We start from the raw sequence: 25,268 nt of genomic DNA, 5'->3' as shown, positions 1-25,268 counted from the left end.
GGATCCTGCTGTGAAGGATCGGTCAGTCTTTCGGAGGACGTCCACGCTTGGCAAATGTCAGTCCCTGCAGGTCGGCCGCGTTTTGCAAGAGACCTGCGCGCTTCAAAGCTTCGCTTCGTGCAGGACCATGAGGCATGGCCCGTGCTTGCTCGAGCGCTGTCAGCGCTTCGATATGCAGGTCCGGCTGGGCCCGATCCTCGATCTTTTTCCTATCCATTTGGAAAGATTAGGAGGCGGGAACCTTACCTGTCTGCACGGTTCTGGACGTTGGAACCCAGAGTTCACCGATTTATCGGAACTAAGTCCCGTGCTTTCCGCTTCCAATTCTGGAGGTGTCCCAATGAGCAAGGAAAAGCCCACCGATGATCCGCGCCAGCAGACCGACTGGGGATCGCACAAGCAGACCGACAAACCGTGGAAGGAGAAGCCGGAGAAGGAGCAACGGTCGTCATCGAAAGTAGACTTGGAAAAATGGCGTGAGACCAACACCCATTAGCCTTACTGCGTCTATGACGCCGTAGAATTGGCCACGCGCTACGGGATGGATGGAGATGCGGCAGATGCTTGAAGAGAAATTGAGGGAAGCGATCGTTGCTGAGCTGAAACGGCAAGCGGCGAATAATCCGCAGTCGCTGAGCATCGATGACTCCGAAGGCCTCGTCGTCAAGGGCAAGATCGATCTGGACGACCTGACGATGGTGATTGCGGGAGCTGTTGCCGGAGGACCGTGACGCATCCGCGACGGCCGCCTCCGCTGCTGCAGGAACGGAGATTGCAGCCGGGCGTTCTCCCAAAAATGCTTGGACGCGAAGATGACGGAACCGCTGCCCCTGTTGATAGAGAGTTCGATCGAAATCGCCTGGGACTATCTCGAGCGTACGGGAGAGCTGGGCGATGCGATGGTGGCGGGCCGCTTCCTCAGCGATACGATAGAATTGATGGTGCGGCGTGGCGAGCGGCGGCGGTTGATGCTGGCCAACAAGGCAATCGCGGCCTATCAGCAATTCAGGAGGCAGCAGTCCGAACATCCGGTGCTTGCCTCGGCCTGACGGTGCGTTCGTATCGGAACGCTTTGCGCAAGCGCTGGTTGAAGAATCGCTTCAACCAAAGGAGTTTCCCATGAAGAAAACGATCCTGGCTTGCACATGCGCCTTGTTGGTATCGACTGGCGGCGCGTTCGCGCAAATGCAGCCGGCCCCTGGCGCATCAAGCCAAGGCAACGTTGGCCCCGGCGCTACCAAGAGCACGACAAAACACACCCACATGAAAAAGGGAATGACGACGGGGACGGCTACCGGCAAAATGAAGGCCAGAAGCTCGTCCAGCAGCGCCCCGTCCAGCATGGGAAATGTTGGACCTGGCACCAGCAACGTTACCGGCCCGCAACCCGGCGGCCGTTAGTCCCTTGCGAATGCCGTTATCCGCGGATGGCGGCATTCGTCTGGTCCGTGCGTAACGTAGCCGGCAGGCTCGATCCTCATATCATGCCCGCTGCTCTGCGGCTTTCCGCCGAAGCTCCTCGATCATCTGCTGGGCACCCGACCGAGTCAGCAATTCACCGGACTTGTCGGGAATGTCAGCGGCGTCGCAGAGGCGCTTGGTTTCCTTCCTCTGCTCTTCCGTCATCGGATCAGTATGGGCATTCAGGACCATGGCGACCTCCTTTTCCTTGACTAACGTGAAGGATGGAGGCGCGTTCCGGTCCGTGCATGGGGATGGGGCGTGCGTTGGCAACAGCCGCCGCGGAGTAGCTGCTGTTCGCTTACCCGAATGGATCGGAGTCTGATCACCGGCGTTTAGAACCCATGAAAATGGACGGCGAGACCGTGCGCATATGTGAGGTCGAGACCATTGCTCAGGGCAAGGGAAAGCTGATCCGCGTGAGCTACGAACAGCGCAGGCGTGACGGCGAACGACAACAGCGCCAGCGCGAAGTTTACGATAACGGCAATTCAGCCGTCATTCTGCCCTACGATCCCGATCGCAAGACTGTGCTGCTCACCCGGCAATTTCGGCTGCCGATATTTTTGCAGGACGGCACGGAGCGAACCGTAGAAGGTGCGCCGGCAAGCTCGATGGCGAGGAGGCCGAACGGCGCATTGTGAAAGAGATGCGGGAGGAACTTGGTTACAAGGTATCGAAGTTGGAACGGCTGTTCGAGCTCTACGCGAGTCCCGCCGCGATCATGGAAAAGATCGTGTTCTTTACCTGCGCCTATTCGCCAGCAGACAAGGTGTCCGGCGGTGGCGGGCTCAAGGAAGAGGGGGAAGATATTGAGGTGGTCGAGATCACCCTGGAGCAGGCTGCTGCGATGGTCGCAAATGGGAAAATCGTTGACGCAAAGACGCTCGTTCTCGTTCAGTATCTGCGTGATCGCATGCAAGCTGCCAGTCGCAGCTAGCGCGGCCTCGGCTGCCGCAGTCAGCCGGTTCGTTCGTTACAGGAACGGCTTTCCACCGGTAACCGCAATCGTCGCGCCGGAGACGTAGCTGGACAGCGGATCGGCCAGCATGACGTAGGCGGTAGCCAGTTCGACGGGCTGCCCGGGCCGCTGCATCGGAACCTGTTTGCCGAAGTTCTCCACGGACTCTTCCGGCAGGGTAGAGGGAATGAGCGGCGTCCAGATCGGCCCGGGCGCGACCGCATTGGCGCGGATGCCCTTCTCGGCCAGCATCTGCGCCAGCCCTGCCGTGAAATTGTGGATCGCTCCCTTGGTCGTCGCATAGGCCAGCAGGCTAGGGTTGGGCACATCCGAATTGATCGATGCGGTGTTGATGATGCAGCTTCCCGGTTTCATAAGGGGTACGGCCGCCTTGGTGAGATAGAACATCGCATGGATGTTGACCTTGAAGGTCAACTCCCATTCCTCGTCGCTGATATCCTCGATGGACTTGAAGCTGGCCTGATGTGCGGCGTTGTTGACTAGAATGTCGATGCTGCCGAGCTCGGAGACGGCCTTGGCAATCACGGCGCGGCAGTGATCGGGGTGCTGGATGTCGCCCGAAACAAGAACGGCCTTGCGGCCTGCTTCCGTCACCAGCCGTTCGGTTTCGCGAGCATCCTCGTGCTCCTCGAGATAGGAGATCAAGATGTCGGCTCCCTCCCTGGCGAACGCAATAGCGACCGCGCGGCCGATGCCGCTATCACCCCCGGTGATGACCGCCTTTTTGCCGTTGAGCCGGCCGTTGCCCTTGTAGGAAGTTTCGCCATGATCAGGCAGCGGATTCATCGCGCCGGTCGTGCCCGGCATCGGCTGATGCTGGCTGGGAAAAGGTGGCCGCGGATAGTGCAGCATTGTATCTCTCTCCTAAAAGCGTCGCCGGCGCCGCAGCCCTGGTGCCGCGGTTAGGTGAGGCGGTGGAGGTTTCCCAACGGATTGAGCTCGCTGGGTTCCTTATCCTCATCCTCGCTCTTGCGCTGTTCCGCCTTAGCTTCCTCTTGCAACTTACCGTCGCCGACGACTTCGGCGATGACTTCCTTGGTCTTCCCCGCAACTCGGCGGGTCGTCCGTTTAATGGTACCCATAATCGTGACCTGCGCTGTGGTGGGGTCTGGTCCAAGTCAATGTCCGACCGCCGCCTTCGTTCCTGTGCGCTCAGCCATGCCGATGTCCCCCTCGCAACCGGCGCGTAGGAACGTTGCGATACTCATCGCGCTTGGTTCGCCAGGGAGAGCGGTGAAGGAATGCCAGAAGTTGAACCCGGAGATCTTGATGCGCTGATCGTCGGCGGTGGACCGGCGGGGTTGACCTGCGCGATCTATCTGGCGCGATATCGGCGCAAAGTCGTCGTCGTCGATAGCGGGAAAAGCCGGGCAGCGCTGATTCCGGAGACGCACAACTATCCGGGCTTCGCGGATGGAATTGCCGGCACAAGCCTGCTTGAGGCGCTCACCTCGCAGGCAAAGACCTACGGCGTCGAGATCATCGGTGACTGGATTGCGGAACTGCAACGCGTTGAGGGCGGGTTCGAGGCGAGATATTCCCGGGGAATCATCGGAGCAAGGCGGGCCGTGATGGCAAGCGGATTGGTCGATCGCGACCTCGGCGATCCCGATCTGCGAGAGGCCGTAGGCTATGGGCTGGTTCGATACTGTCCGATATGCGACGGGTTCGAGGCATCTGACCTGCGTATCGGTGTGTTGGGCAGCGCCGATGACGCGGGCACAAAAGCGCTGTTTCTGCGCACCTATTCCAGACAGGTCACGCTGCTGACGCTGGACGGCAAGGACTGCGGCGAGCCGCTCTCCCGCGAGTTGTCGGAAGCAGGCATTCGCTTGCCCAAGGCCCGCGCGGTAGGCTTCCGCAGGCAGGACAAGCAAATGATCGTGTCGCTGAGCGATGGAACGGTCGAAGGTTTCGACGTGATCTATCCGGTCTTGGGCTGTGAAGTGCGCTCCGAGTTGGGACGGAAACTCGGTGCCCGCCACAACGATACCGGCTGTCTCGAAGTCGATGCACATCAACGCACGAATGTGCCGGGATTGTACGCCGTCGGAGATGCCGTTTCAGACCTGCACCAGATCGCGGTCGCAACAGGTCACGCGGCCGTCGCCGCCACCGATATCCACAACAGCCTGCCGCGCAATTTCCGCTGATGGCAACCCGGGAGTTTATGGTTGATCCTCGATGTCAACCTCGGCCAGCGGGCCGACCGCGGGAGCGTTGAGTGGCGTCCCATCGATGGCGAAATGAGATCCGTGGCACGGGCAGTCCCAGCATGTCTCGAACGAATTCCAGTGCAGGTGGCAGCCGACATGCGTGCAAGCGGCCGAACGGGTATAGAGTTGGCCAGAAGAATCGCGATAGGCGGCGATCTTGCTGAGGCCGTGCCGTATGATGGCGCCGTGTCCGGCCCTCAAGTCGCTCACCGAATTTAATTCGCCCGGCGCGAGATATTCGGCGAAATTCTTCACCGGGGTCAGGTTCTCTTTCAGGAAATTACCGATGGCGGCAGGGGTCTTGCGCGACGGCTGGTAGACCTCGGCCCATTTGGCGTCGCGGCCCAGGATCAATGCTGCGTTGATCATGGCGCCCGCCACTCCGTGTGTCATGCCCTGGCCGGAATCGCCGGTGTGCACATAGATATTCTCGTTCCCCGGATTCCTGCCGATGAAACCCGCATAGTCGATGGTCTCGAGAACTTGCCCCGACCAGCGGTGGGTAGCCTCCTGGACGTCAGGGATAAGGTTGCGCGTCCAGGCTTCGAGGGCCTGAAAACGCATCTCGGCATCGTCGGCTTCACCACTCTTGTGATCTTCACCGCCGACAATGAGATAATCGGCCTGATCCTCGCCGGGCTGCAGCCGCACGTAATGATAGGGATCTAGCGTGTCCCAATACAGCGCGTCCGGGACCGTTCCCTTCCGGATCGAGAATGCCATTGCATAGGTGCGATAGGGCGCCATCTTGGTGTGCAGGGCAAATCGATCCACGATCGGTGAGTTCGTCGCCACGACCGCCGCGCCGGCAACGACTTTGGCCCCGCCGGTTGAGACGACCACCTTGCCATCGTCACGCTCCTCGATGGACTCGACCACCGTTCCGGCGTGGAACGTCCCGCCCTTCGCTTCGATGATCGCGGCAATCCCCTTGAGATATTTGAGAGGATGAAACGTACCCTGCCGCGGGTAGCGCAACACGTGTTGTTGCTCGCAGTGAGAGAAGGGGACGCCGACCAGCCGATGGGCGGGCACGCCAACCTTGCGGGCCGCTTCAAGTTCGTCCTCGATGATTTTCGAATCGGTATTGAGCGCCTGAAAGAGATAGCCGTCGAGCCGACGGAAATCGCAATCGATGGATTCCTTGTTCTGCACCTCCTCGATGCGATCGATCGCAGCCGCCTGGCTTTCATTGAACAGACGCGAAAGTTCTGCGCCGCGGATTCCGATCATCGCTGAGATCAGATCGTCGCACGGTGAGCCGAGATGCGCCGTGGTTCGCGCCGTCATGCCGCCGGCGATATCACCGCGATCGATCACCATGACGCGTGAGCCTTCGATCGCGAGTTCGTATGCGGTGGAGATTCCTGCGATGCCAGCGCCAATGACGACGACGTCGCATTCCCTGTCGCCCTGCAGCGGTGCTGCATTGGGGGCGACCACAACGTCCATCCACAGCGACCTGCTGCGGCGATCGGCGAAATGGCTCATCCGAAAACCCGATAACCAGAAAAATAGTTCAAAGGGCCAACGACAGATCGACGCCTTGGTTCCCGGGCTTTACCGCGATCAGGCGTGTCACATTAGCTCGATCAGGCGCCGGGCATCGGCCGGCGCGGCGCTCTTCTGGTCGTTGTCGAAATAGACGAAGACGTCGCAGCCCTGCCTTTTCCAGGACTTGATGCGACGGGCCCAATCAGCAAGGGCGGCCTCGCCATAGTGGTCCTTGTAGCGGCCGCCGGGCCCATGCCCGCGGACGTAGACGAAATCGGCGGTGCGCTTCCATGGTGCCGGCGCGTCATGATGGTCGGAAATGCAAAGCGAGATGTTTTGCTCGCGCAGCAGCCGGGTGATGCTGGGCTCGTACCAACTCGGATGCCTGAATTCGAAGCTGTACCGGCGCTTCCTCGAGAGCAGCTTGAAGAACGAGGCAAGCCGGTCGGCGTTGGCCTGGAAATTCGGTGGTAGCTGAAACAGCACCGGCCCCGCCTTCCTGCCGAGCAGGGAGAGCCGGCTTTCGAGTAGCTCGAGGCTGTTGACCGAATTCTCCGAGAGCCGCTTCCAATGCGTGATGAACTTGGATGCCTTCCAGGCGAATACGAAATCGCTTCCTGTCTGCGCACGCCAGCCCTTTACCGCCTCCGGCGTCGGCGTCCGGTAAAACACCCCGTTCAATTCGGTGGTCGGGAATTGACCGGCGTAAAATTTCAATTGCTCCTTGAGCGGCAGTCCCTTGGGAAAAAACGGTCCGCGCCAGGAATCGTAGTGCCAACCCGACGTGCCGATCAGGACGCGCGGCATGGCATCACGGCTTCAGGACGACCTTGGTGCAGCCGTCCTTCTCGTGCTCGCGGCAAACGTCGCCGTTGCGATGCCGCGCCAGCGTTTTCATTCCAAAGCCCTCCGCATCAGTTGATGATGAGAATGATCGGCGAGGCTGAGTTGTTCCGGCATCTGATCGGCGTGAGGAACAGGACGGCAGAGGTGACTGCAGAGGAGTGGTTGCGGCCATTCGAAAATGAGACCTGAGTGAATGTCAGGCGCGGTCCGGCGCCTCTTCTAGGTCGTCCAGTTCCACGAGAAAGGCCAGCAGCAACTCTTCCTGCGGCTGCGCGGCATCCCGTGCGGCTTCCCGGTACATGGCGATTTCGTTCTCGGTCGAGCGTCGGGCCCGGAGCCGCGCCTTGCCATCCCATAGAGGTGCACCGTTCGACATCAGGCCGGCTATGTCCTCACGCAGCCAATGCTCGTGACAGAGCTGCTGGGATTCCCGCAAGTTCTTGGCTTCGAAAGCGAGGGTGGGTCTTCCGCCGATATCCAGGGTAAAAATCGCGGGCAGCAACGTCATTCACTTCAAGCCATATGTCTGATCAAGAGGCCGACCGCACTGAAGGCCACAAGTGCGCAGGACACTCCGATCCGCATCACAGTCCGCGTCAGGTTCATGCCGGCGGCCTGATGTTGTCTGTCAGGCGGTTCAGTTCTTCTGAATCGAGCGGATCTGCAACGAACCTGATTTCGGTGGCGTTACATTTTGCGCATTCGAAGGTTCGCTTTTCGGAACGGTCGGCGCCGGAGACAACGTTGGCCAATCGCATTCGAGTCAGACATCTGACGCAACGCGGACATTCGATGGGTAGGAGGGCGGCGAGCATCTGGCTAACCTCGTTGCGGAGATTAACCTGCCGACGAGTTATCGTCTGTCGGATCCCTGACATATACCTTGCGGCAACGCGGCGCGAAACGCAGGAGAATTTCCTGCAGTGCGAGACGCGGCCGAACCTGCCGTGGGGATCGAAGCAACGTGCAAAGGAACCAGAGGGCGTATCGCTGATTGATACGGAGCTGTTGCGGTGAGCCGGCAACAGAAAGAAAGTGCTCGCTGCTCGAAAGGTCACGGGTCATCCGAAAATTGAAGGAGTGGGCGGACGGGATGCTTCCGACACTGCGCCATCATCTCGAAATGGCGCAGGATATGGCAGCAGGAACGACCGTCGGGAAGCATTAGTTAGAAGGTCGATTGCCGACATGAGTCGCACGGAGCGCCGGTAGCGCGGCGTCCCGTGCGTACTGTTGAATAGCGAGGACTAGCAAGATGGCGAAGAAAGCGAAGAAACGAAAATATTCAAAGGGCGCATCGAAGAAAGTCGGCCGCGCCATGAAGAAGCGCAAATCCGGTACGTTGAAGAGCGGCCGATCGGGCAAGAAGGTGAAGAGCAGAAAACAGGCGATCGCAATCGGCCTCTCCGAAGCCAGAAGGGAGGGCGCCAAGGTGCCCAAGAAGTCGAGCAAGAAGCGTTCGAGCAAGAGTTCTAAGAAGCGCGGGCGGAAGTCCTGAGGGCTCAGCCCGACCGGGCTAGATCGGCGGCCGGATAGGCCACCATCCAGTCGTCAAGCCATTCATCTCCGGAGTCGTCGAGCGCGCGAAATCGATAACGCTCAAGATTTCGAGGCAGCGAGATCTTGCGGTACCGCGGGAAGGTTGGTCTGGATGTCAGTGTCATCGCTCATCGCCGCTCCGCCGGCGTTTCCCGGCCCCGAATGATTTAGAACGGCGGGCGGCTGAGCGGGGTTCCTGCGATCTCATAAAAACGGACAGCGGCGCCATGCCAGCGGCAGCTGACCGTTGGAGGCGGGAACGCGACGGCTACATTCCGAGCGGAATTTGTTCCTGCGACTTGGTCAAGAGCTCCTCGCCTCCATGACGTCGATCGTTATCCCGATCCTGGTCAGGAGCGCGCGATGGCCTCGCCAATTCCGGAGCCGTACCGGTCACGAGGCGGCCTTCTTTTCAAGAGCCATTCATGTCCCCTCGTCTACGGAATGGCCCGCAGATCAAACCTGCGCATGCTGCCCGCCGGGACGTGAAATTCGGCTTAACGCCGCGCCCGTCCCGTTGCCGCCTTGCACCAGCGCAATATCGCCCAGCGCAATGATGCCGACGAGCCGCTTGTCGCGATTGAGCACGGGCAGGCGACGGACCTGGATGTCACCCATGTTGGCGCACACCTCGTCGAGATCCTGGTCTTCGTAGCAATACTTGACGTCGGCCGTCATCACGTCACCGACCCGCGCCTCCGGGCCTCGGCCCATGCCGATCCCGCGGATCGCGATATCGCGGTCGGAGATCATGCCGACCAGGCGTTCATTGTCCGTTACCGGGAGCAACCCGACACCGAGTGCCGCCATGGCCTGCGAGGCGTCTCTTAACGTGTCATCGGGAGTGCAGAGTTGAACCTCGGGTGTCATCACATCGGAAACTTTCATGTGAACCTCTCCGCTTGCCGGTTCTTCACCCGCTAACAGGTATGTCGGATCGCCGTTCCAGTGGGTGCATGAAATTCCAACAGCGGTGGAGAGACCTCAGACGAGCCCGAAGTCTCTCCTCGTTTGTCCTACCAGCGGTGGCTGTCCACGCCGACGCCCACGCTTACGCCAGGTGCCCGGAAACCAACGCCGGCCCGCGGCCCGTCGTCCCAATCGCGATCGCGATAGTAGTGTCGACGCTCGATATATCGCTCGCGCGGCGCATAAGCATATGAATCGCGAACGATCACGCGGCTGCGGCCGCGGGTGCGATAGCAACGCCCATCATCGTCACAGACCATGCGAACCTGCTGTATCAGGTCGGAGTTCGAATATTCGTTCTCAGTGTAGATGTCAGACGCATTTGCGCTGCTGGCCAGGAGCGCGCCCGCGCCGGCCAATAGGCCGATCGCAATCTTCCTCATAAGTTCCTCCTCGTTCGAATGCTGCCCGCGAGCTCAAAGCGTCGCATCCACTTTGGTTCCGGGAGCTAAATCAATGAGGAGCAAGTTCCGGTAGACCCGTCGGCCGGAACAGCGCGTATCCATGCAGAGTTATTCGTTAAAAACACACAATCTTCCAAGAACGGAACAAGGAGCGGAACATGAAACAAAGCCTGTTAGGCGGCGCCATCACCGCACTAATGCTGGGCACAAGCGCCTTCGCGCAATCGCCAAGTGATCAGCAGAGAACAAACCCGCCGGCGGCGCAAAGCCAGCCTCCCAAGGCGGCGCCATCACCTGCGACACCTCAGAACAACCAAAGCGACAGGTCGGACGCGCGGAAACCGCCGACCAATGCCACAACAGACTCGCCACGTCCGCAGGCCCAGTCAAACGAGCCTGGCGCGGCGTCTCAGAATCAGTCGGGCGCGGCGTCTCAGGCGAGATCCGATGGGCAGTTCAGCCAATCCGCCTGCGCAGCAGCAACAGCAGGCTCAGCAACCATCGCAGCAGCCAGCACAGGCGCAATCTGCCCAGCAACCGGGCTCGTCTTCACAGCAGCCCTCGCAGGCGCAGACCAACACAGCGGCGCCGGCCAACGACCAGTCGACAAGCACCCAACAATCGACCGGTCCGGCCAATACGTCTAACGATGCGACGAAGAGCGGGACTGCGCAGCCTTCGACCAATACGGCGGCTCAGCCTTCGAACGCGCAGACCAACACCGCGCAGTCGCAGACAAACGTCAACGTCTCGGCCAATCTATCGGAAAGTCAGCGTACCCGCGTGAGCACGTCAATCAGCCGGCTGAACGTCAAGCCGGTAACCAATGCGAACTTCTCATTGTCGGTGGGCACCGTCGTCCCCCGCGATGTGCATTTCGAGCCGCTGCCGGCTGAAGTTGTCGAAGTGATGCCGCAATACCGCGGCTATAACTTCATCCTGGTTCGCGAGGACATCGTGATCGTCGATCCCGCGACCTACAAGATTGTCGACGTGCTGCCGCGGGGCGGCCAATCGACCGCGGCGGCCCCGGCACCGCGCAAGCAGACCTTCTCGGACAGCGACAGGGCGGTTATCCGCAAACACGCGCGTTCGTCGAGGACGGAGCAGCGTTCGACCAGAACCGAGCAGCGCACCACGGGCAGCGCCGCTTCCACGCGCGTGCGCGTCGGCGACCGCTTGCCGGACTCGGTCGAGATAAGATCGTTCCCGGACGAGGTATATCGGGAATCTCCGCGGCTGCGTGAGTATCGCTACATTGAGCGAGATGATCGGATGTATATCATCGAGCCCGGCGAGCGCCGGATCATCGAGGAAATCGAAGACTGATATCTAAGGGAGAGAGGCGGTCCGAAGGCCGCCTCTCTCCGTCGCGTATCGCCGCGAACGATCATGGTGCTTTTCCTGACTTTCGATGTGAGTGTAACGTGGGACCCACCAGGCCGGCTGCGAGGTTTCATTGCTCCGCAGGCAACCTCGCGGCGGCTCGTGCGTTGGCCCACATGGAGCAACGATAAATGGCCACCGAAACCAAACCCCGCATTCCTCACAACACGCTCGTTCTCATCGGCGACGGCCAAAAGGCCCTCTTTCTACGCAACAAAGGCACCCCGCAGCAGCTCAGTCTGGAGGTGGAGCACGTGCTCGAGCAGGAAAATCCGGCGACGCGCGAGCAGGGAACCGATCGTCCCGGGCGGTCCATCCAGAGTGTCGGCACGGCGCGAAGCGCAATGGAGCAAGCCGACTGGCATTATATCGCCGAAGAGCGGTTCGCTGGCACCATTGCCGATGCGCTCTATCGTCTTGCCCACGGCAATCGCTTCGACAAATTGGTTGTAGTTGCGCCCGCGAAAGTTCTGGGCAATCTGCGACAGGCTTATCATGCTGAAGTGGCAGAGCGGATCGTAGGCGAGATTCCGAAGCAATTAACTTCCCATCCGATCCCCGATATCGAAAGGCTGATGGCGGCTTAGCCGCTCACAGCCGCCGCATCTCGCGGCGGCCGCAGTTCAGGCATCTTGCCTTCTGGTCAGGTCACGGGACCGGGATTGAACAGGGCGAGCGCGTTGGTCAGCTTCCAGTGCTCAGCCCAGGTCTCGCGGCCGCTCGCCACGTCGAGGATCAGGCGGAATATCTCCCAGCCGACGTCTTCGATCGTCGCATCGCCGGTTGCGATGCTGCCGGCGTCGACGTCGATCAAGTCGTGCCAGCGCTGCTTCAACTCGCTGCGCGTGGACACCTTGATGACCGGCACGGCGGCAAGTCCATAGGGCGTGCCGCGGCCGGTGGTGAAGATGTGCAGCGTCATGCCCGACGCCAATTGCAGCGTACCGCATACAAAATCGCTTGCCGGTGTCGCCGCAAAAATCAGTCCTTTTTGGCTGACACGTTCGCCCGGCGCCAGCACGCCCGCGATCGGGCTGGTGCCGGACTTGATTACCGAGCCCATCGCCTTCTCGACGATGTTGGAGAGGCCGCCCTTCTTGTTGCCCGGCGTGGTATTGGCGCTGCGGTCGGCTTCGCCGCCGGCGAGATAGCGGTCATACCAGGCCATCTCGCGCACCAGCGCGTCGGCTACATCCTGGTTCGCTGCGCGCGGCGTCAAGAGATGGATCGCATCGCGCACCTCCGTCACTTCGGAAAACATCACGGTGGCGCCGGCGCGCACCAGCAGGTCCGCAGCAAAACCCAGCGCAGGATTGGCAGTGACACCCGAGAACGCATCGCTGCCGCCGCATTGCATGCCGACCACCAGCGCTGAAGCGGGGCAGGTTTCACGGCGGCGCTGGTTCAAAATCTTGAGGCGCGCATCGGCCATCTGCACGATATCCCCGACGATCTCGCCGAAGCCGGTGAGGCCTTCGTCCTGCATGCGCATGATTTCGTCGTCGGCGCTCATGCCCTCGGGCAGCAGCAGTTCGGGCTGCAGCTTCTCGCAGCCGAGGCCAACGATCATCACCTCGCCGCCGAAATTGGGATTGCGCCCCAGGTTCTGCAGCGTGCGGATCGGCACCGCGGCGCCCGGCGCGTTGATCGCGACTCCGCAGCCATAGGCATGCGTGACCGCCACCACGTCATCGACGTTGGGATATTTCGGCAGCAGCTCCTTGCGAATCCGCTCCAGTGCGAACTCGACTGTGCCGGCCACGCATTGCACGCTGGTCGAGATGGCGAGGATGTTGCGGGTGCCGACCGAACCGTCGGCATTGCGATAGCCTTCGAACGTGTACCCTTCCAGCGGCGGCAGCCGGATCGCGCCGCCGTTCGGCTTCGGCAGGTTGTCGAACGAGGGCGCGTCGGGCATCTGCACCAGCGATTCCTTGACCCAACTGCCCCGGGCGATCGGCGCTGCGGCATGGCCGATGACCTCGCCGTAGCGGCGAACGGCTTCGCCTTCTCCGATATCGGCGAGGGCAACCTTGTGGCCTTGCGGGATCTGTTCGACCAGCCGCAAACCGCACGAGAACTCAGCGCCCGGATGCAGACCTCCGCGGTTCGCGATGATCGCGACATTATCGTCCGCGTGCATGCGGATGTAGAGCGGTTTCGCGGTGGCGGGCTGCATATCGAATCCTTGTTCTCGGGCGGCATCGACAACGCGTAGCTGCGCTGTGTGAGTGAGGCAATCAAGGTCAAAGCCGCCCATGCGAGCAAGCGGCCATCAGAAAAATAAGCCGGCGCTTGGGCATATGCAGAAGCCGGCACCGGTCGCAGTTTCGAAACCAATAGTAAAATAATATTACTAGTCAGGGAGGCCGATCCGTGGAATTATTACCAGCCTCGCAGGTCAACTGAAGGCGGAAAGGTGTCTTGATACCAATCTCCAAGGCAGGAGTCCTCAAATCATGACCTCCCGGCTTATCGTCATCCCGACGCGGCGCGCGCATTCCAACCACGCCGAGGTCGCCCGCAGCATCGGGGTCGACATCATCGCCGGCCGCTACGCCGAAGGCGGCCGCTTGCCGGGCGACGCCGAGCTGACGGCGATGTTCGGCGTTTCCCGGCCGGTGTTGCGCGAGAGCGTCAAGACCCTGGTCGCGAAGGGGCTGCTCACCACCAAGGCGCGGGTCGGCACGGTGGTGCGTGAGCGCGGCGCCTGGAACATGTTCGATGCCGACGTGCTGGCCTGGCATCTTGATGCCGGCATCGATCGGCGTTTTCTCAACGATCTCGCCGAAATCCGGCTTGCGGTTGAGCCGCGGGCGGCTGCGCTCGCCGCTAGTCGCCGCTCGGGGGCCGACATCGCCGAACTCAATCGGAGCATGGAGCGGATGGGGCGTGAAGCCTCCGACTCCGTCGGCTTTGCCGACGGCGATCTTGCCCTGCATCTCGCTGTCGCCAACGCTTCCGGCAATTTGTTCATGCGCTCGATCGGCAACGTCATCGAGGCGGCGTTGCGCGCTTCGTTCCTGCTCAGCGCCCCGGTCGAAACGCAGGACCGCGAGACGGTGCTGCTGTGGCATCAGCGCATCGTCGATGCGATCGCCAATGGCGATGCCGAGGCAGCCACCGCGGCCATGACCGAGGTGATCCACAACGGATTGCGCCGTCATGAGGGCGTTTCGCCATCGTCCGGCGCCGCGCCTACGATTCCCGCAGCGGTCGAGCCTGGGGAGCAATCATGAACCCGCTTCGCGTCGCCATCGTCGGCTTCGGCAAGATCGCGCGTGACCAGCACGTGCCGGCGATCGCTGCGACCGACGGCGTGGAGCTGGTTGCCGTCGCCAGCCGCAATGCCTCGCTGCCCGGCGTGCCGCATGCGGCGACGCTCGATGAGTTGTTGCGCGACGGTCCAGCAATCGACGCGGTGGCGCTGTGCACCCCGCCGCAGGTTCGTCACGCACAAGCGGCGACGGCGCTGGCGGCGGGCAAGCATGTGATGCTGGAAAAGCCACCGGGCGCCACGGTGGCTGAAATCAATCCGCTCGTGACCGCCGCGAGGACCGTGCAACGCACGCTGTTCGCCACGTGGCATTCGCGCTTCGCTCCGGCCGTCGAGCCAGCGCGGCAATTGCTGGCCGGCCGGAAGATCACTGCTGTCAAAATTACCTGGAAGGAAGACGTGCGGGTCTGGCATCCCGGACAGGCCTGGATCTTTGAGCCAGGTGGGCTCGGCGTGTTCGATCCCGGCATCAACGCGCTTTCGATCCTGACGCGTATTTTGCCGCAGCCATTGTTCGTGACCTCGGCCGATCTGGCGTTCCCCGCCAATCGCGACGCCCCGATCGCTGCGACCCTTGCGCTCAGTGACGCGCAGGGGCTGAAGATCACGGCCGAATTCGACTTCCGCCAGGCTGGCCCGCAAAGCTGGGACATTGATCTCGATACCGACGGCGGTCCCGTCACCTTGTCCATGGGCGGGGCAAGGTTAAGGGAAGGGGGCAAACAACTCGTCGATGCCGCGGACGCCGAATATGCCGGCCTCTATCATCGCTTTCGCGAACTCGCTGCAACCGGCGACTGCGACGTCGATCTTGCGCCGCTGCAACTCGTCGCCGACGCATTCTTGCTGGGGCGCCGCCGCACGGTTGAGCCATTCGAGGACGAGACATGAACACGCCGTCCGCCCCGCGCGTGGCGCGCTCCCGCTTCGGAGTCCTGCCTGACGGCAGCGAAGTCGAGCGCGTCGTCTTGCAGGCGGCGGATGGACTGGAAGCACGCATCATCACCTATGGTGCAAGCCTGCAGGCCTTGCTGGTGCCGGATGTCTCCGGAAGACGCGACGACATCGTGCTCGGTCATGACGCCTTCGAGGGATATCTCGCCCGGCGGCAGTTCTTCGGCGCCACTGTCGGGCGGTACGCCAACCGTATCGCCGGCGCGCGCTTTGTGCTCGATGGCACTGAGGTGCAGCTCGCGGCCAACAATGGCCCCAATGCGTTGCATGGCGGACTTGAGGGCTTCGATCGTCGCAACTGGCGGATTGTTGGGATCGAGGAGGGAGACTGTCCGGCCGTGACGCTCGCCTACACCAGCGCCGATGGTGAGGAGGGATATCCCGGCGCGCTCGACGTAGAGGTGACCTGGCGTCTCACCGGGCCGATGGAACTTTCTCTCGACATGACCGCGCGGACCGATCGTCCCACCGTGGTCAATCTTACCAATCACAGCTTTTTCAATCTGTCCGGTGCGTGCTCCGGCCGGAACATTCTTGATCATCACCTCACCGTGGCGGCGGATCATTTCCTCGCCATCGATGCGGAGGCGATCCCGCTGCCCGAGCCGCCTTGTGCGGTGGAGGGTACGCCGTTCGATTTCCGCGCCGGTATCGAGATCGGGGCGCGGATCCGCAACGACCATCCGCAACTGCGCGTGGGCCGCGGCTACGATCACAATTTCTGCCTCGCGCCGCCAAGCGGCGAGCCTCGCTTCGCCGCGCGGCTCGCAGCGCCAACGTCCGGCCGCGTGCTCGAACTGCTCACCAACCAGCCGGGCCTGCAGGTCTATTCCGGAAACTTTCTCGACGGCTCGACAGCTGGAAAGGGTGGCCGCCTCTATCGCCAGTCCGATGCCATCTGCCTCGAGCCGCACGTGTGGCCCAATACGCCCAATCGGCCGGACTTCCCGACGGCACGGCTTTCGCCGGGCGAGATCTATCGCCACTCCACGCTGTATCGCTTCACGCATGCGATCCCCGGCGCAATCGGGACACAATCCGCGGTAGAGTTGCCCGGGGAGAGCGGGCGATGATCGGTGGTCACAAGATGGAGGAGGTGCCGACCACCGTTCTCTGCAGCGAGCGGTGCCATCTTGGCGAGGGGTCGACCTACGACGCCGCCACCGATACCGCCTGGTGGTTCGATATCGTCGAACGGCGGCTGTTCGAGGCGCGGCTCGACACCAGGTGGACCACCATCCATTCCCTCCGTGTGATGGGCAGCGCGCTTGGACGGATCGATGCGCATCGGCAGTTGCTCGTCGCGGATGACGGTCTCTATGTCCGCGATACCGCGGAGGGGCGAATGACGCTGTACCGTTCGCTCGAAGCCGACAATGCCGCGACGCGTTCGAACGATGCCCGCGTTCATCCGTCTGGCACATTCTGGATCGGCACCATGGGCCGCCAGGCCGAGCGGGGGCTGGGTGCCATCTATGCGCTGCATCGCGGTGAGCTGTCGCGCCTCTACGATCAAATCACGATCCCAAATGCGATCTGCTTCTCGCCGGACGGGACTATCGGTTATTTCGCTGACACACAGGAGAATGTGCTGTTCCGCGTCGATCTCGATGCGGCGACCGGCCTGCCGTGCGGCGAGCCGAGCGCGCTGGTTACCCGCCGGGGGGGCGGCGGCATCGATGGCGCGGTGGTCGATGCCGACGGGCTGATCTGGAACGCGCGCTGGGGTGGCGGCTGCATTGACGTCTACAGCCCGCAAGGCGAGCATCTGCGCAGTCTCCGCGTTCCGGCACGGCAATCGAGTTGTCCCGCTTTTGTCGGCCAAGATTTTTCGCGGCTGCTCGTTACCTCGGCCTGGCAGAGGATGGGGGAGGACGCGAAACGCGCCGATCCCGATCACGGCCGCACCTTCGTACTCGATGTCGCAGCGCGTGGCCGCCCTGAACCAGACGTCAAACTAGCAACGGGTTGATGGAGGAAGACGAGCCGCGGCACAAACGCGCAGAACGGCCGAGTTTTAAGAACCGCATCCAGCGGTCCGACAATCCAGGAATCACAGATCCTCGATGATCAAGGGAGTGAAGCATGACTAGTCTGAAGACAACATTGTCGGCCGTGGCGCTGGCAGCAACTATGGCCGCAACAGCGGTGACTGGCGCGTTCGCGCAAAGCAAGGGCACCGTCGGCATCGCGATGCCGACCAAATCGTCGGCGCGCTGGATCGACGACGGCAACAACATCGTCAAGATCCTCAAAGAGCGCGGCTACGGCACCGACCTGCAATATGCCGAGGACGACATTCCGAACCAGCTCTCGCAGGTCGAGAACATGGTCACCAAGGGCGCCAAGGTGCTGGTGATCGCGGCGATCGACGGCACCACACTGTCCGACGTGTTGAAGCAGGCCAAGGCCAAGGGAATCATCGTGATCGCCTATGACCGCTTGATCCGCGACACGCCCAATGTCGACTACTATGCCACGTTCGACAACTTCCAGGTCGGCGTGCTGCAGGCCCAATCGATCGAGCAGGGGCTTGGCTTGAAGGAAGGCAAGGGGCCGTTCAACATCGAACTATTCGGCGGCTCGCCGGACGACAACAACGCCTACTTCTTCTACAATGGCTCGATGTCGGTGCTGCAGCCCTACAGCGACAGCGGCAAGCTGGTGATTGGCAGCGGCCAGAAGGGCATGGACAAGGTCTCGACGCTGCGCTGGGACGGCGCCACCGCCCAGGCACGAATGGACAATTTGCTGAGCGCTTTCTACGGCCGCAAGCGGGTCGATGCGGTGCTCTCGCCCTATGACGGCCTTTCCATCGGCATTCTCTCGTCGCTGAAGGGCGTCGGCTACGGCAGCGGCAACATGCCGATGCCGATCGTCACCGGCCAGGATGCCGAGGTGCCGTCGATCAAATCGATGCTGCGCGGCGAGCAGTATTCGACCATCTTCAAGGACACCCGCGATCTTGCCCGCGTCACCGCTGATATGGTGGACGCGGCCCTCAGCGGCAAGGAAGTGACCGTCAACGACACCAAGACCTACAACAACGGCGTCAAGGTGGTACCTTCCTATCTCCTGAAGCCTGTCGTTGTCGACAAGAGCAACTGGGAGAAGGTGCTGATCGCGAGCGGCTACTACAAGCGTTCGCAGATCGACTAAAGAGGATGGCGGCGCCGGCCATCGCCGGCGCCGCCACCTGCCTGTATCCGACCGCAGATAAGGACGCGATGGCGCGATGACCGCAATTCTCGAAATGCGCGGTGTAAGCAAGAGCTTTGCCGGTGTGCAGGCCCTGCGCGATGTCAACTTCACGGTGGAGGCGGGGCAGATCCATGCGCTGGTCGGCGAGAACGGCGCCGGCAAGTCGACCTTGATGAAGGTTCTCAGCGGCGTTTATCCCCATGGCGACTACGAAGGCAGCATCATCTTCGACGGCGAGGAGCGCCGATTTCGCGACGTCAACGATTCAGAGGCGCTTGGCATCATCATCATTCACCAGGAACTGGCGCTGATTCCTTTGATGTCGATCGCGGAGAACATCTTCCTGTCTCATCCGCCTCAGCGTCTCGGCGTGATCGACCGCGACACGGTCTATCGCCGCACCCAGGAACTGCTCGCCCAGGTCGGCCTTACCGAGATGCCCGATACGCTGGTGACGGACCTCGGCGTCGGCAAGCAGCAATTGGTGGAAATCGCCAAGGCGCTATCCAAGAGGGTGCGATTGCTGATCCTGGACGAGCCGACTGCCAGCCTGAACGAGAACGACAGCGCGGCACTATTGGATCGCCTCCTTGCGTTCCGCGCCCAGGGCATCGCCTCGATCCTGATCTCGCACAAATTATCCGAGGTCGCGCGCGTCGCCGACCAGATCACGGTGCTGCGCGACGGCCGTACGGTCGACAGCATCGATTGCCGGGCCGAGCCGGTGGAAGAGGACCGGATCATCCGCAGCATGGTCAATCGCGACCTGGCGCATCGCTTTCCGCAACGCACCGCCAAGATCGGCGAACCGGTCTTCGCCGTGCAGGACTGGACGGTGCATCACCCGCTTCACAGGGACCGCAGGGTGATCAAGGGCGTGGATTTCGAGGTCCGGCGCGGCGAGGTGGTCGGGATCGCCGGCCTAATGGGCGCCGGCCGTACCGAATTCGCCATGAGCCTGTTCGGTCGCGCTTGGGGTGAAAAGATCAGCGGCCGCGTCTGGCTCGATGGAAGGGAAGTCAACCTGTCGAGCGTGGCGGCGGCGATCGACGCAGGCCTCGCTTACGTCACCGAGGACCGCAAGCAGCTCGGCCTGATCCTGGATGCCGACGTCCGCAAGAACATCACGCTGGCGAGCCTTGGCCGCGTGGCGCGGCAGGGCAGGATCGATGACATGTCCGAGCTGCGTGTCGCGAGCGAGTACCGTAACCGCATGCGGATTCGCTGTTCCGACGTCTATCAGGAGACCGGCCAGCTCTCCGGCGGCAACCAGCAGAAGGTGGTGCTGTCGAAATGGCTGATGACCGATCCGAAAGTATTAATCCTCGACGAGCCTACGCGCGGCATCGATGTCGGGGCAAAATACGAAATCTATTGTATCATCAACGAGCTGGCCGAGACAGGCAAAGGGGTAGTGATGATCTCGTCGGAGATGCCGGAGCTGCTCGGCGTCTGTGACCGCATCTGTGTGATGAATGATGGCGCCTTCGTCGGTGAATTCACCGCCGCCGAGGCCACCCAGGAAAGGATCATGCGCGCCATCATGCGCAACAAGGAAATCGACAAGAAGGTACTTCAGGGAGACTTGCGGCCATGACCGACAAGACGGTTGCGCTGCCCGGGCACGCCGGCTTCATCAAGAATAATTTGCGCAACTACGGCATGCTGCTGTCGCTGTTTGCGATCATGTTGTTCTTCCAGGTCATGACCGACGGCACGCTGCTGCAGCCGCTGAACCTGACCAATCTGGTGCTGCAGAACAGCTATATCGTGATTATGGCGCTCGGCATGCTCTTGATCATCGTCACCGGCCACATCGACCTGTCGGTGGGCTCGGTCGCGGGCTTCGTCGGCGCCGTCGCGGCCGTGCTGATGGTGCGCTATCACATTGCCTATCCGCTGGCCTTCATTGCATGCCTGCTGGTGGGCGCCCTAATCGGCGCCGCGCAGGGTTATTGGGTTGCCTACTTCAAGATCCCCTCCTTTATCGTGACGCTGGCCGGCATGCTGGTGTTCAAGGGGCTTGCGCTTGCCATCCTGGCGGGACAGTCGGTCGGGCCGTTTCCGCCGACCTTCCAGAAACTGTCCTCGGGCTTCATCCCGGAACTGTTTCCCGGCGCCGGCACGCTTTATCCGACCTCACTGTTGATCGGCGCGGTGTTGGCGGTGGCTCTGGTCTATACCAGTGCGAAGAGCCGGGCGCGGCAGGCCTCGCACGGGATCGAGGTCGAGCCGTTTGGTTTCTTCGTCGCCAAGAGCGCGGTGCTTTTCGCTGTGATCGTGTTCTTCGCCGGCCTGATCGCCTCGCATCGCGGCCTGCCCAACGTGCTGGTGATCATGACGGCGCTGATCGCGCTCTATGGCTTCGTCACCACCCGCACCGTGATCGGCCGCCACATCTATGCCATCGGCGGCAACGCCAGGGCCGCCAGCCTGTCCGGCATCAAGACCGAGCGGCTGACGTTTCTGACCTTCGTCAACATGGGCGTGCTGGCGGCTCTCGCCGGCCTCGTGTTCGCGGCGCGGCTCAATACGGCGACGCCGAAGGCCGGCGCCGGCTTCGAGCTCGACGTCATCGCCGCCTGCTTCATCGGCGGCGCGTCCGCCTATGGCGGCGTGGGTAAGGTCGGCGGCGCCGTGATCGGCGCCATGATCATGGGCGTCATGAACAACGGCATGTCGATCCTCGGCATCGGCATCGACTACCAGCAGGTGATCAAAGGGCTGGTGCTGCTAGGTGCGGTCTGCCTCGACGTCTATAACCAGCGGCGGTAGCTCACGATAAAGCAATGTGATCCGTCACCCTGAGGTGGCCGTGCGTAGCGCGGCCCTCGATGGGCGACGGCCACCGGCCGATCATCCTTCGAGGCTCGCTCCGCTCGCACCTCAGGATGACGGGTATGCCGGTCAGGCGGCCGCGAGCTCCCGCTTTGCGAACTCGCTGCTCTCGAGCCGCGCGACGAGTGCCGCCAGTTCCTCGGTCTCGGCGGGTGTCAGGTCCGTCAGGGGCGAACGGACGTGGCCGCTGTCACGGCCGATTACCATCATCCCCGCCTTGATGATCGAGACGGCATAGCCGCGTTTGCGATTACGGATCGCGATCAGGGGCAGGATGAAGTCGCGCAATCCGGCCTGCACCGTCTCGCGGTCGCGGCGCCGCACGGCCGCGTAGAACTTGGTCGAGAACTCCGGAACGAAGTTGAATACCGCGGAGGAATAAGTGGTTACGCCCATTTCCAGATAAGGCAGTGCAAACGTCTCGGCCGTCGGCAATCCGCCGATATAGGTCAGCCGGTCGCCCATGCGCAGATGGATGCGGGTCATCAGCTCGATGTCGCCGATACCATCTTTATAGCCGACCAGGTTGGGGCAGCGCTGGCACAGTTTCTCCAGCGTATCCTCGTTCAGGATTGCATTATCGCGGTTGTAGACGATGACACCGAGCTTGGTCGCGTTGCATACCGCTTCAATATGGGCAGCCAGTCCTTCCTGTTCCGAAAAGACCAGATAGGGCGGCAGCAGCAGCACGCCGTCGGCGCCCGCCGCTTCGACTCCAATGGCAAGTTGCGTCGCCATGGCGGTGCCATGGCCGATCCCGGCGAGCACCGGCACGCGTCCCTTGGTCTCGTCCACAGCCGTTGCCACGACCTTCGTGACCTCGGCCGGGCTCAGCGAGAAGAACTCGCCGGTGCCGCCGGCGGCAAACAGACCGGCCACCTCATACCCGCACAGCCAATCGAGATTGGAGCGGTAGCGGGTCTCGTTGAACGTGTTGTCGGGCCTAAACGGCGTGACGGGGAACGAAAGCAGGCCATCGCCGATCCGGCTGGCCATCTCCTTGGGGGTCATCCTGCTCATGCTCTGATCCTTCAGCGGCTTACGCCGAAGGATTAATGCAAGATGGCCACGGATGGAGACCCAATCACTGTATCGATCGATCCATTGATTGGATCAAGCCGGTTGGCCGGCCAAGTCTCGGGCGATGCCGGCAATGACGGGGAGAAGCGGATTGTCATTGTCGCCGCGCCGGACAAAGAACAATTCGGCCGGCCGCTGCCACGGCATCAGGACGGACCGCAGCACTACGCCGCTGAAGCGTAGATTCGCCGCGGTCTCGGGGACCAACGCCACGCCGACACCCGAATGCACCATGGCGAGGATCGAATGGATCTGCGCAAGATGCTGCGCGTAATTCGGCACTAGATTTGCGCGCGAGAACAGCTCGACCAGGAGATCATGGAAATAGCGGGCTTCATAGGGTTCGTACATGATGAAGGGCTCGCTTGCGAGATACTCCAGACGTAGCTCGTCCGCCTGAGCCAGCGGATGGTCACTCGGCAGTGCCGCGACCAGCGGTTCCGCCGTCACACGGAAGGCGTCAAGACCACCGCGCGGTATCGGCGGGCGGAGCAGGCCGATATCGATCTCGCCGGAATCGAGCCGCTTGAGTTGGTCGCTGGAGACCATTTCCTTCAGCGATATCTCGATATCGGGAAGTTCACGCCGGCACGCCGCGACCAGCGCCGGCACGTAGCTGTAGGCGGATGTCGCCGTGAAGCCGATATTGATCGATCCGGCCTTGCCGGTTGCCATCCGCCGGGCCAGCACGGCCGCGCTTTCAGCGAGCTTGAGGAGATGCCGCGCATCGACCAGAAAACGCTGCCCCGCCGGCGTCAGCCGGACGGCCCGGTTGCTGCGCTCCAGCAGTGTCACGTCAAGGACGCGTTCGAGAATCTGGATCTGGCGGCTGAGCGGCGGCTGCGTCATGTTCAGCCGCAGCGCCGCGCGCCCGAAATGCAGTTCTTCCGCAACTGCAACGAAGCAGCGCAACTGGCTCAACTCAAACATGAAATTTGAATCTTCGACCTGAAACGAGGGATCGGCTACCTGCCGGATATCCTGCTTCTATCGGCTGATGCGTGGCTGATCCATCCAAAAAAGGTATCGACCTATCCGCAGACTAGTTCATAGGCCACCCTGCCCATGACCTATCATTCCTCCCAACGCTGCCTCGAAGGTCTGCAGCCTGCCGGTGAAACGGCGGGATCGCGCTGAATTGCGCTTTGAAACGGAGGAACGACCGATGTCCATGCTATCTCTCGCCCGGGCGATCGCCGCCACTGTCCTTACGGTGTGTGCATTGGCGCCAAGCGGAGCCGGCGCTCAGAATTTTGAGCGGCCCGTGCGGCTGATCGTGCCGTTCGCTCCCGGCGGCACGTCGGACATCCTGGCGCGCCTGATCAGCCCAAAACTATCTGCCGCCATCGGTCAGTCAGTCGTGGTCGAGAACAAGCCCGGCGCGGCCGGCAATCTCGGGGCCGACGCCGTCGCCAAGGCGCAGCCCGACGGCCACACGCTGTTGCTGATGGATGTCGGATCGCTGGCGACGGCACCGAGCCTGTTCTCCGATCTCACCTTCGACGTTCAGAAGGACCTCGCGCCCATTTCCATGGTGATGTTCGGCCCCTACGTCTTGGCGGTCCATGAATCGGTCCCGGCGAAAACGTCCAAGGAGCTGATCGAATACGCCAAGGCCAATCCGAACAAGCTCACCGTCGCCAATTCCGGCGTCGGCGGTGCCAATCATATCACCGCCGTGGTGATGGCGAAGGAACTCGGAATTCAGTGGAAGCACGTTCCCTACAAGGGCGGAGCGGCCGCCTCGCGCGCCGTCGTATCCGGGGAGAGCGGCGTGATCATCAACGGCGCTGCGGCGACGATGCCCTTCGTGGTGAACAAGCAGCTTGTCGGACTTGCTGTCACCGGCGAGCAGCGTGTTGCCTCGGCTCCCGATCTGCCGACGTTCAAGGAGGCGGGCCTGCCCGGCGGCGACGCCGGGACGTGGCAAGGTATCCTGACGACGGGCGGCACGCCGCCCGCCATGGTCGCGCGTTTGAACGCCGAAATCCGCAAGATCCTGGAGCTGCCCGAGATTCAGCAGAAGATCGCCGAGCAGGGGGGCGTGGTGCGCGCCCAATCGCCGGAGGAATTCCGCAACTGGCTCAAGGATGCGACGGGCCGTTGGGGCACAATCATTCGCGAGGCCGGCATCAAGGGCAGCTAAGGGTGGGTCGATGACGCGTTCCCGGATCGACCTGCAGGACCTGCTGTTTGGTCTGTTCCTCGTGGCGGTGGCGACGGGTACGCTCGTCGCCACGCGCAATCTGACGGTCGGTCACGCCGCCGATATGGGGCCGGGCTACATGCCCCGCGTCGTCGCGCTCGCGCTGATGGCGTTCGGCCTTTTCTTCAGCGGACGCGGGCTCTGGCGCGCGGGTCGCGGCATCGCGCCCGTTCAGTTGCGACCGCTGCTGGCTATCCTGGCTTCTGTCGGCGTTTTCGCGCTGACGGCGGAGCGGTTGGGCCTCGCGATCACCTCCGTCGCCGCCGTGATTCTCGCCAGCTTCGCCACGCGAGAAGGCCGGCTTGTCGAGACCGTAGCGTTTGCCATCGTGCTTTCGGGCGCCGCCGTTCTTCTGTTCGTCAAGTTGCTGGGCTTGCCGATCCCGATCTGGCCCCGCTAGGGCGGCACGCTTCGC

30 protein-coding genes are annotated in these 25,268 nt (G+C 62.1%); 18 read left to right on the top strand and 12 right to left on the bottom strand.

Annotated elements, in window-relative coordinates; all coding sequences use genetic code 11:
- Positions 1-340: 340 nt before the first annotated feature.
- The 3 genes from RX328_RS31480 to RX328_RS31470 all read left to right on the top strand — a co-directional run bounded on the left by RX328_RS31480 (position 341) and on the right by RX328_RS31470 (position 1,049).
- On the top strand, positions 341-496 hold the full coding sequence (locus RX328_RS31480) for a hypothetical protein (protein ID WP_213252365.1): 156 nt from the start codon (positions 341-343) through the stop codon (positions 494-496).
- Between the two features lie 49 nt (positions 497-545).
- Positions 546-731 carry a hypothetical protein gene (locus RX328_RS31475; protein ID WP_213252411.1) on the top strand — a complete coding sequence of 62 codons (186 nt, stop codon included), beginning with the start codon at positions 546-548 and terminating at the stop codon, positions 729-731.
- An 81-nt stretch (positions 732-812) separates the two neighbouring features.
- Complete coding sequence (locus tag RX328_RS31470) at positions 813-1,049, top strand: hypothetical protein (protein WP_057847844.1); 237 nt, start codon at positions 813-815, stop codon at positions 1,047-1,049.
- A gap of 51 nt (positions 1,050-1,100) precedes the next feature.
- On the opposite strand, the gene RX328_RS31465 is transcribed toward RX328_RS31470, so the two are convergent.
- Both RX328_RS31465 and RX328_RS31460 read right to left on the bottom strand, forming a co-directional pair.
- Positions 1,101-1,343: a hypothetical protein gene (locus RX328_RS31465; RefSeq protein ID WP_213252364.1), complete on the bottom strand. Its 243-nt coding sequence runs from the start codon at positions 1,341-1,343 to the stop codon at positions 1,101-1,103.
- A 139-nt stretch (positions 1,344-1,482) separates the two neighbouring features.
- Positions 1,483-1,653 (bottom strand): hypothetical protein, encoded by a 171-nt coding sequence (locus RX328_RS31460; RefSeq protein WP_213252363.1) that lies wholly within the window; start codon positions 1,651-1,653, stop codon positions 1,483-1,485.
- 158 nt (positions 1,654-1,811) lie between these two features.
- On the opposite strand from RX328_RS31460, the gene RX328_RS31455 reads away from it, so the two are divergent.
- Both RX328_RS31455 and RX328_RS31450 read left to right on the top strand, forming a co-directional pair.
- A complete protein-coding gene (locus RX328_RS31455; RefSeq protein ID WP_249726509.1) occupies positions 1,812-2,105 on the top strand; it encodes a hypothetical protein in 294 nt (97 codons plus the stop codon).
- Positions 2,102-2,401 carry a hypothetical protein gene (locus RX328_RS31450; RefSeq protein WP_317258545.1) on the top strand — a complete coding sequence of 100 codons (300 nt, stop codon included), beginning with the start codon at positions 2,102-2,104 and terminating at the stop codon, positions 2,399-2,401. Before RX328_RS31455 ends, RX328_RS31450 begins: the two co-directional genes overlap by 4 nt.
- A 36-nt stretch (positions 2,402-2,437) precedes the next feature.
- Here RX328_RS31450 and RX328_RS31445 read toward each other — a convergent pair whose 3' ends face one another.
- Both RX328_RS31445 and RX328_RS31440 read right to left on the bottom strand, forming a co-directional pair.
- Positions 2,438-3,295 carry an SDR family oxidoreductase gene (locus tag RX328_RS31445; RefSeq protein WP_213252362.1) on the bottom strand — a complete coding sequence of 286 codons (858 nt, stop codon included), beginning with the start codon at positions 3,293-3,295 and terminating at the stop codon, positions 2,438-2,440.
- 50 nt (positions 3,296-3,345) lie between these two features.
- The gene (locus RX328_RS31440; RefSeq protein ID WP_213252361.1) at positions 3,346-3,525 is read right to left on the bottom strand and encodes a CsbD family protein; all 180 of its coding nucleotides are present in this window, start codon (positions 3,523-3,525) and stop codon (positions 3,346-3,348) included.
- Positions 3,526-3,684: 159 nt separating this feature from the next.
- Here RX328_RS31440 and RX328_RS31435 point away from each other — a divergent pair, with 159 nt between their 5' ends.
- Complete coding sequence (locus RX328_RS31435) at positions 3,685-4,596, top strand: NAD(P)/FAD-dependent oxidoreductase (protein WP_213252360.1); 912 nt, start codon at positions 3,685-3,687, stop codon at positions 4,594-4,596.
- 15 nt (positions 4,597-4,611) lie between these two features.
- Here RX328_RS31435 and RX328_RS31430 read toward each other — a convergent pair whose 3' ends face one another.
- The 3 genes from RX328_RS31430 to RX328_RS31420 all read right to left on the bottom strand — a co-directional run bounded on the left by RX328_RS31430 (position 4,612) and on the right by RX328_RS31420 (position 7,507).
- Positions 4,612-6,150, bottom strand: coding sequence for an FAD-dependent oxidoreductase (locus RX328_RS31430; protein WP_213252359.1), 1,539 nt, complete (start codon positions 6,148-6,150; stop codon positions 4,612-4,614).
- Between the two features lie 87 nt (positions 6,151-6,237).
- The gene (locus RX328_RS31425) at positions 6,238-6,960 is read right to left on the bottom strand and encodes a DUF72 domain-containing protein (protein WP_213252358.1); all 723 of its coding nucleotides are present in this window, start codon (positions 6,958-6,960) and stop codon (positions 6,238-6,240) included.
- A 235-nt stretch (positions 6,961-7,195) separates the two neighbouring features.
- Positions 7,196-7,507 (bottom strand): hypothetical protein, encoded by a 312-nt coding sequence (locus RX328_RS31420; RefSeq protein WP_213252357.1) that lies wholly within the window; start codon positions 7,505-7,507, stop codon positions 7,196-7,198.
- Between the two features lie 747 nt (positions 7,508-8,254).
- Here RX328_RS31420 and RX328_RS31415 point away from each other — a divergent pair.
- Positions 8,255-8,497 (top strand): DUF6496 domain-containing protein, encoded by a 243-nt coding sequence (locus tag RX328_RS31415; RefSeq protein ID WP_213252356.1) that lies wholly within the window; start codon positions 8,255-8,257, stop codon positions 8,495-8,497.
- Positions 8,498-8,994: 497 nt separating this feature from the next.
- On the opposite strand, the gene RX328_RS31410 is transcribed toward RX328_RS31415, so the two are convergent.
- Both RX328_RS31410 and RX328_RS31405 read right to left on the bottom strand, forming a co-directional pair.
- The gene (locus RX328_RS31410) at positions 8,995-9,426 is read right to left on the bottom strand and encodes a CBS domain-containing protein (protein ID WP_213252355.1); all 432 of its coding nucleotides are present in this window, start codon (positions 9,424-9,426) and stop codon (positions 8,995-8,997) included.
- A 128-nt stretch (positions 9,427-9,554) separates the two neighbouring features.
- On the bottom strand, positions 9,555-9,890 hold the full coding sequence (locus RX328_RS31405; RefSeq protein WP_213252354.1) for a hypothetical protein: 336 nt from the start codon (positions 9,888-9,890) through the stop codon (positions 9,555-9,557).
- Positions 9,891-10,358: 468 nt separating this feature from the next.
- Here RX328_RS31405 and RX328_RS31400 point away from each other — a divergent pair, with 468 nt between their 5' ends.
- A complete protein-coding gene (locus tag RX328_RS31400) occupies positions 10,359-11,240 on the top strand; it encodes a DUF1236 domain-containing protein (RefSeq protein WP_213252353.1) in 882 nt (293 codons plus the stop codon).
- A 188-nt stretch (positions 11,241-11,428) separates the two neighbouring features.
- Positions 11,429-11,884, top strand: a complete 456-nt coding sequence (locus tag RX328_RS31395; protein WP_213252352.1) for a host attachment family protein — start codon at positions 11,429-11,431, stop codon at positions 11,882-11,884.
- A gap of 56 nt (positions 11,885-11,940) precedes the next feature.
- Here RX328_RS31395 and garD read toward each other — a convergent pair whose 3' ends face one another.
- On the bottom strand, positions 11,941-13,476 hold the full coding sequence (gene garD / locus RX328_RS31390; protein ID WP_213252351.1) for a galactarate dehydratase: 1,536 nt from the start codon (positions 13,474-13,476) through the stop codon (positions 11,941-11,943).
- Between the two features lie 280 nt (positions 13,477-13,756).
- Between garD and RX328_RS31385 the strand changes: the two genes are divergently transcribed.
- The 7 genes from RX328_RS31385 (at position 13,757) to mmsB (ending at position 21,504) form a co-directional block, all read left to right on the top strand.
- Positions 13,757-14,536, top strand: coding sequence for a FadR/GntR family transcriptional regulator (locus tag RX328_RS31385; RefSeq protein ID WP_213252350.1), 780 nt, complete (start codon positions 13,757-13,759; stop codon positions 14,534-14,536).
- Complete coding sequence (locus tag RX328_RS31380; RefSeq protein ID WP_213252349.1) at positions 14,533-15,465, top strand: Gfo/Idh/MocA family protein; 933 nt, start codon at positions 14,533-14,535, stop codon at positions 15,463-15,465. The genes RX328_RS31385 and RX328_RS31380 overlap by 4 nt, the downstream gene beginning before the upstream one ends.
- Positions 15,462-16,601 carry an aldose epimerase family protein gene (locus tag RX328_RS31375; RefSeq protein ID WP_213252348.1) on the top strand — a complete coding sequence of 380 codons (1,140 nt, stop codon included), beginning with the start codon at positions 15,462-15,464 and terminating at the stop codon, positions 16,599-16,601. Before RX328_RS31380 ends, RX328_RS31375 begins: the two co-directional genes overlap by 4 nt.
- Positions 16,602-16,615: 14 nt before the next feature.
- The gene (locus RX328_RS31370) at positions 16,616-17,500 is read left to right on the top strand and encodes an SMP-30/gluconolactonase/LRE family protein (RefSeq protein ID WP_213252403.1); all 885 of its coding nucleotides are present in this window, start codon (positions 16,616-16,618) and stop codon (positions 17,498-17,500) included.
- Positions 17,501-17,613: 113 nt separating this feature from the next.
- Positions 17,614-18,687: a multiple monosaccharide ABC transporter substrate-binding protein gene (chvE, locus tag RX328_RS31365; protein ID WP_283772378.1), complete on the top strand. Its 1,074-nt coding sequence runs from the start codon at positions 17,614-17,616 to the stop codon at positions 18,685-18,687.
- A gap of 76 nt (positions 18,688-18,763) precedes the next feature.
- A complete protein-coding gene (gene mmsA, locus RX328_RS31360) occupies positions 18,764-20,326 on the top strand; it encodes a multiple monosaccharide ABC transporter ATP-binding protein (protein WP_213252347.1) in 1,563 nt (520 codons plus the stop codon).
- On the top strand, positions 20,323-21,504 hold the full coding sequence (gene mmsB / locus RX328_RS31355) for a multiple monosaccharide ABC transporter permease (protein WP_213252346.1): 1,182 nt from the start codon (positions 20,323-20,325) through the stop codon (positions 21,502-21,504). Before mmsA ends, mmsB begins: the two co-directional genes overlap by 4 nt.
- A 132-nt stretch (positions 21,505-21,636) precedes the next feature.
- Here mmsB and kdgD read toward each other — a convergent pair whose 3' ends face one another.
- Entirely contained in the window at positions 21,637-22,587 is a 951-nt protein-coding gene (gene kdgD, locus RX328_RS31350) for a 5-dehydro-4-deoxyglucarate dehydratase (RefSeq protein WP_213252345.1), read from the bottom strand.
- Between the two features lie 93 nt (positions 22,588-22,680).
- A complete protein-coding gene (locus RX328_RS31345; protein WP_213252344.1) occupies positions 22,681-23,577 on the bottom strand; it encodes a LysR family transcriptional regulator in 897 nt (298 codons plus the stop codon).
- Between the two features lie 235 nt (positions 23,578-23,812).
- Between RX328_RS31345 and RX328_RS31340 the strand changes: the two genes are divergently transcribed.
- Both RX328_RS31340 and RX328_RS31335 read left to right on the top strand, forming a co-directional pair.
- Positions 23,813-24,793 carry a Bug family tripartite tricarboxylate transporter substrate binding protein gene (locus tag RX328_RS31340; protein WP_213252343.1) on the top strand — a complete coding sequence of 327 codons (981 nt, stop codon included), beginning with the start codon at positions 23,813-23,815 and terminating at the stop codon, positions 24,791-24,793.
- A gap of 10 nt (positions 24,794-24,803) precedes the next feature.
- Positions 24,804-25,253 carry a tripartite tricarboxylate transporter TctB family protein gene (locus RX328_RS31335; protein WP_213252342.1) on the top strand — a complete coding sequence of 150 codons (450 nt, stop codon included), beginning with the start codon at positions 24,804-24,806 and terminating at the stop codon, positions 25,251-25,253.
- The last annotated feature ends 15 nt before the right edge of the window (positions 25,254-25,268 follow it).

The organism is Bradyrhizobium sp. sBnM-33 (assembly GCF_032917945.1).
GTDB lineage: Bacteria > Pseudomonadota > Alphaproteobacteria > Rhizobiales > Xanthobacteraceae > Bradyrhizobium.
This window is presented reverse-complemented; position numbering and strand designations above follow the sequence as displayed.

Coding starts and splice junctions, on each gene's coding strand:
- RX328_RS31480 (WP_213252365.1), top strand. CDS start 341: ATGAGCAAGGAAAAGCCCACCGATGATCCGCGCCAGCAGACCGACTGG.
- RX328_RS31475 (WP_213252411.1), top strand. CDS start 546: ATGGAGATGCGGCAGATGCTTGAAGAGAAATTGAGGGAAGCGATCGTT.
- RX328_RS31470 (WP_057847844.1), top strand. CDS start 813: ATGACGGAACCGCTGCCCCTGTTGATAGAGAGTTCGATCGAAATCGCC.
- RX328_RS31465 (WP_213252364.1), bottom strand. CDS start 1,343: ATGCTGGACGGGGCGCTGCTGGACGAGCTTCTGGCCTTCATTTTGCCG.
- RX328_RS31460 (WP_213252363.1), bottom strand. CDS start 1,653: ATGGTCCTGAATGCCCATACTGATCCGATGACGGAAGAGCAGAGGAAG.
- RX328_RS31455 (WP_249726509.1), top strand. CDS start 1,812: ATGGACGGCGAGACCGTGCGCATATGTGAGGTCGAGACCATTGCTCAG.
- RX328_RS31445 (WP_213252362.1), bottom strand. CDS start 3,295: ATGCTGCACTATCCGCGGCCACCTTTTCCCAGCCAGCATCAGCCGATG.
- RX328_RS31440 (WP_213252361.1), bottom strand. CDS start 3,525: ATGGGTACCATTAAACGGACGACCCGCCGAGTTGCGGGGAAGACCAAG.
- RX328_RS31435 (WP_213252360.1), top strand. CDS start 3,685: ATGCCAGAAGTTGAACCCGGAGATCTTGATGCGCTGATCGTCGGCGGT.
- RX328_RS31430 (WP_213252359.1), bottom strand. CDS start 6,150: ATGAGCCATTTCGCCGATCGCCGCAGCAGGTCGCTGTGGATGGACGTT.
- RX328_RS31425 (WP_213252358.1), bottom strand. CDS start 6,960: ATGCCGCGCGTCCTGATCGGCACGTCGGGTTGGCACTACGATTCCTGG.
- RX328_RS31420 (WP_213252357.1), bottom strand. CDS start 7,507: ATGACGTTGCTGCCCGCGATTTTTACCCTGGATATCGGCGGAAGACCC.
- RX328_RS31415 (WP_213252356.1), top strand. CDS start 8,255: ATGGCGAAGAAAGCGAAGAAACGAAAATATTCAAAGGGCGCATCGAAG.
- RX328_RS31410 (WP_213252355.1), bottom strand. CDS start 9,426: ATGAAAGTTTCCGATGTGATGACACCCGAGGTTCAACTCTGCACTCCC.
- RX328_RS31405 (WP_213252354.1), bottom strand. CDS start 9,890: ATGAGGAAGATTGCGATCGGCCTATTGGCCGGCGCGGGCGCGCTCCTG.
- RX328_RS31400 (WP_213252353.1), top strand. CDS start 10,359: ATGGGCAGTTCAGCCAATCCGCCTGCGCAGCAGCAACAGCAGGCTCAG.
- RX328_RS31395 (WP_213252352.1), top strand. CDS start 11,429: ATGGCCACCGAAACCAAACCCCGCATTCCTCACAACACGCTCGTTCTC.
- garD (WP_213252351.1), bottom strand. CDS start 13,476: ATGCAGCCCGCCACCGCGAAACCGCTCTACATCCGCATGCACGCGGAC.
- RX328_RS31385 (WP_213252350.1), top strand. CDS start 13,757: ATGACCTCCCGGCTTATCGTCATCCCGACGCGGCGCGCGCATTCCAAC.
- RX328_RS31380 (WP_213252349.1), top strand. CDS start 14,533: ATGAACCCGCTTCGCGTCGCCATCGTCGGCTTCGGCAAGATCGCGCGT.
- RX328_RS31375 (WP_213252348.1), top strand. CDS start 15,462: ATGAACACGCCGTCCGCCCCGCGCGTGGCGCGCTCCCGCTTCGGAGTC.
- RX328_RS31370 (WP_213252403.1), top strand. CDS start 16,616: ATGGAGGAGGTGCCGACCACCGTTCTCTGCAGCGAGCGGTGCCATCTT.
- chvE (WP_283772378.1), top strand. CDS start 17,614: ATGACTAGTCTGAAGACAACATTGTCGGCCGTGGCGCTGGCAGCAACT.
- mmsA (WP_213252347.1), top strand. CDS start 18,764: ATGACCGCAATTCTCGAAATGCGCGGTGTAAGCAAGAGCTTTGCCGGT.
- mmsB (WP_213252346.1), top strand. CDS start 20,323: ATGACCGACAAGACGGTTGCGCTGCCCGGGCACGCCGGCTTCATCAAG.
- kdgD (WP_213252345.1), bottom strand. CDS start 22,587: ATGAGCAGGATGACCCCCAAGGAGATGGCCAGCCGGATCGGCGATGGC.
- RX328_RS31345 (WP_213252344.1), bottom strand. CDS start 23,577: ATGTTTGAGTTGAGCCAGTTGCGCTGCTTCGTTGCAGTTGCGGAAGAA.
- RX328_RS31340 (WP_213252343.1), top strand. CDS start 23,813: ATGTCCATGCTATCTCTCGCCCGGGCGATCGCCGCCACTGTCCTTACG.
- RX328_RS31335 (WP_213252342.1), top strand. CDS start 24,804: ATGACGCGTTCCCGGATCGACCTGCAGGACCTGCTGTTTGGTCTGTTC.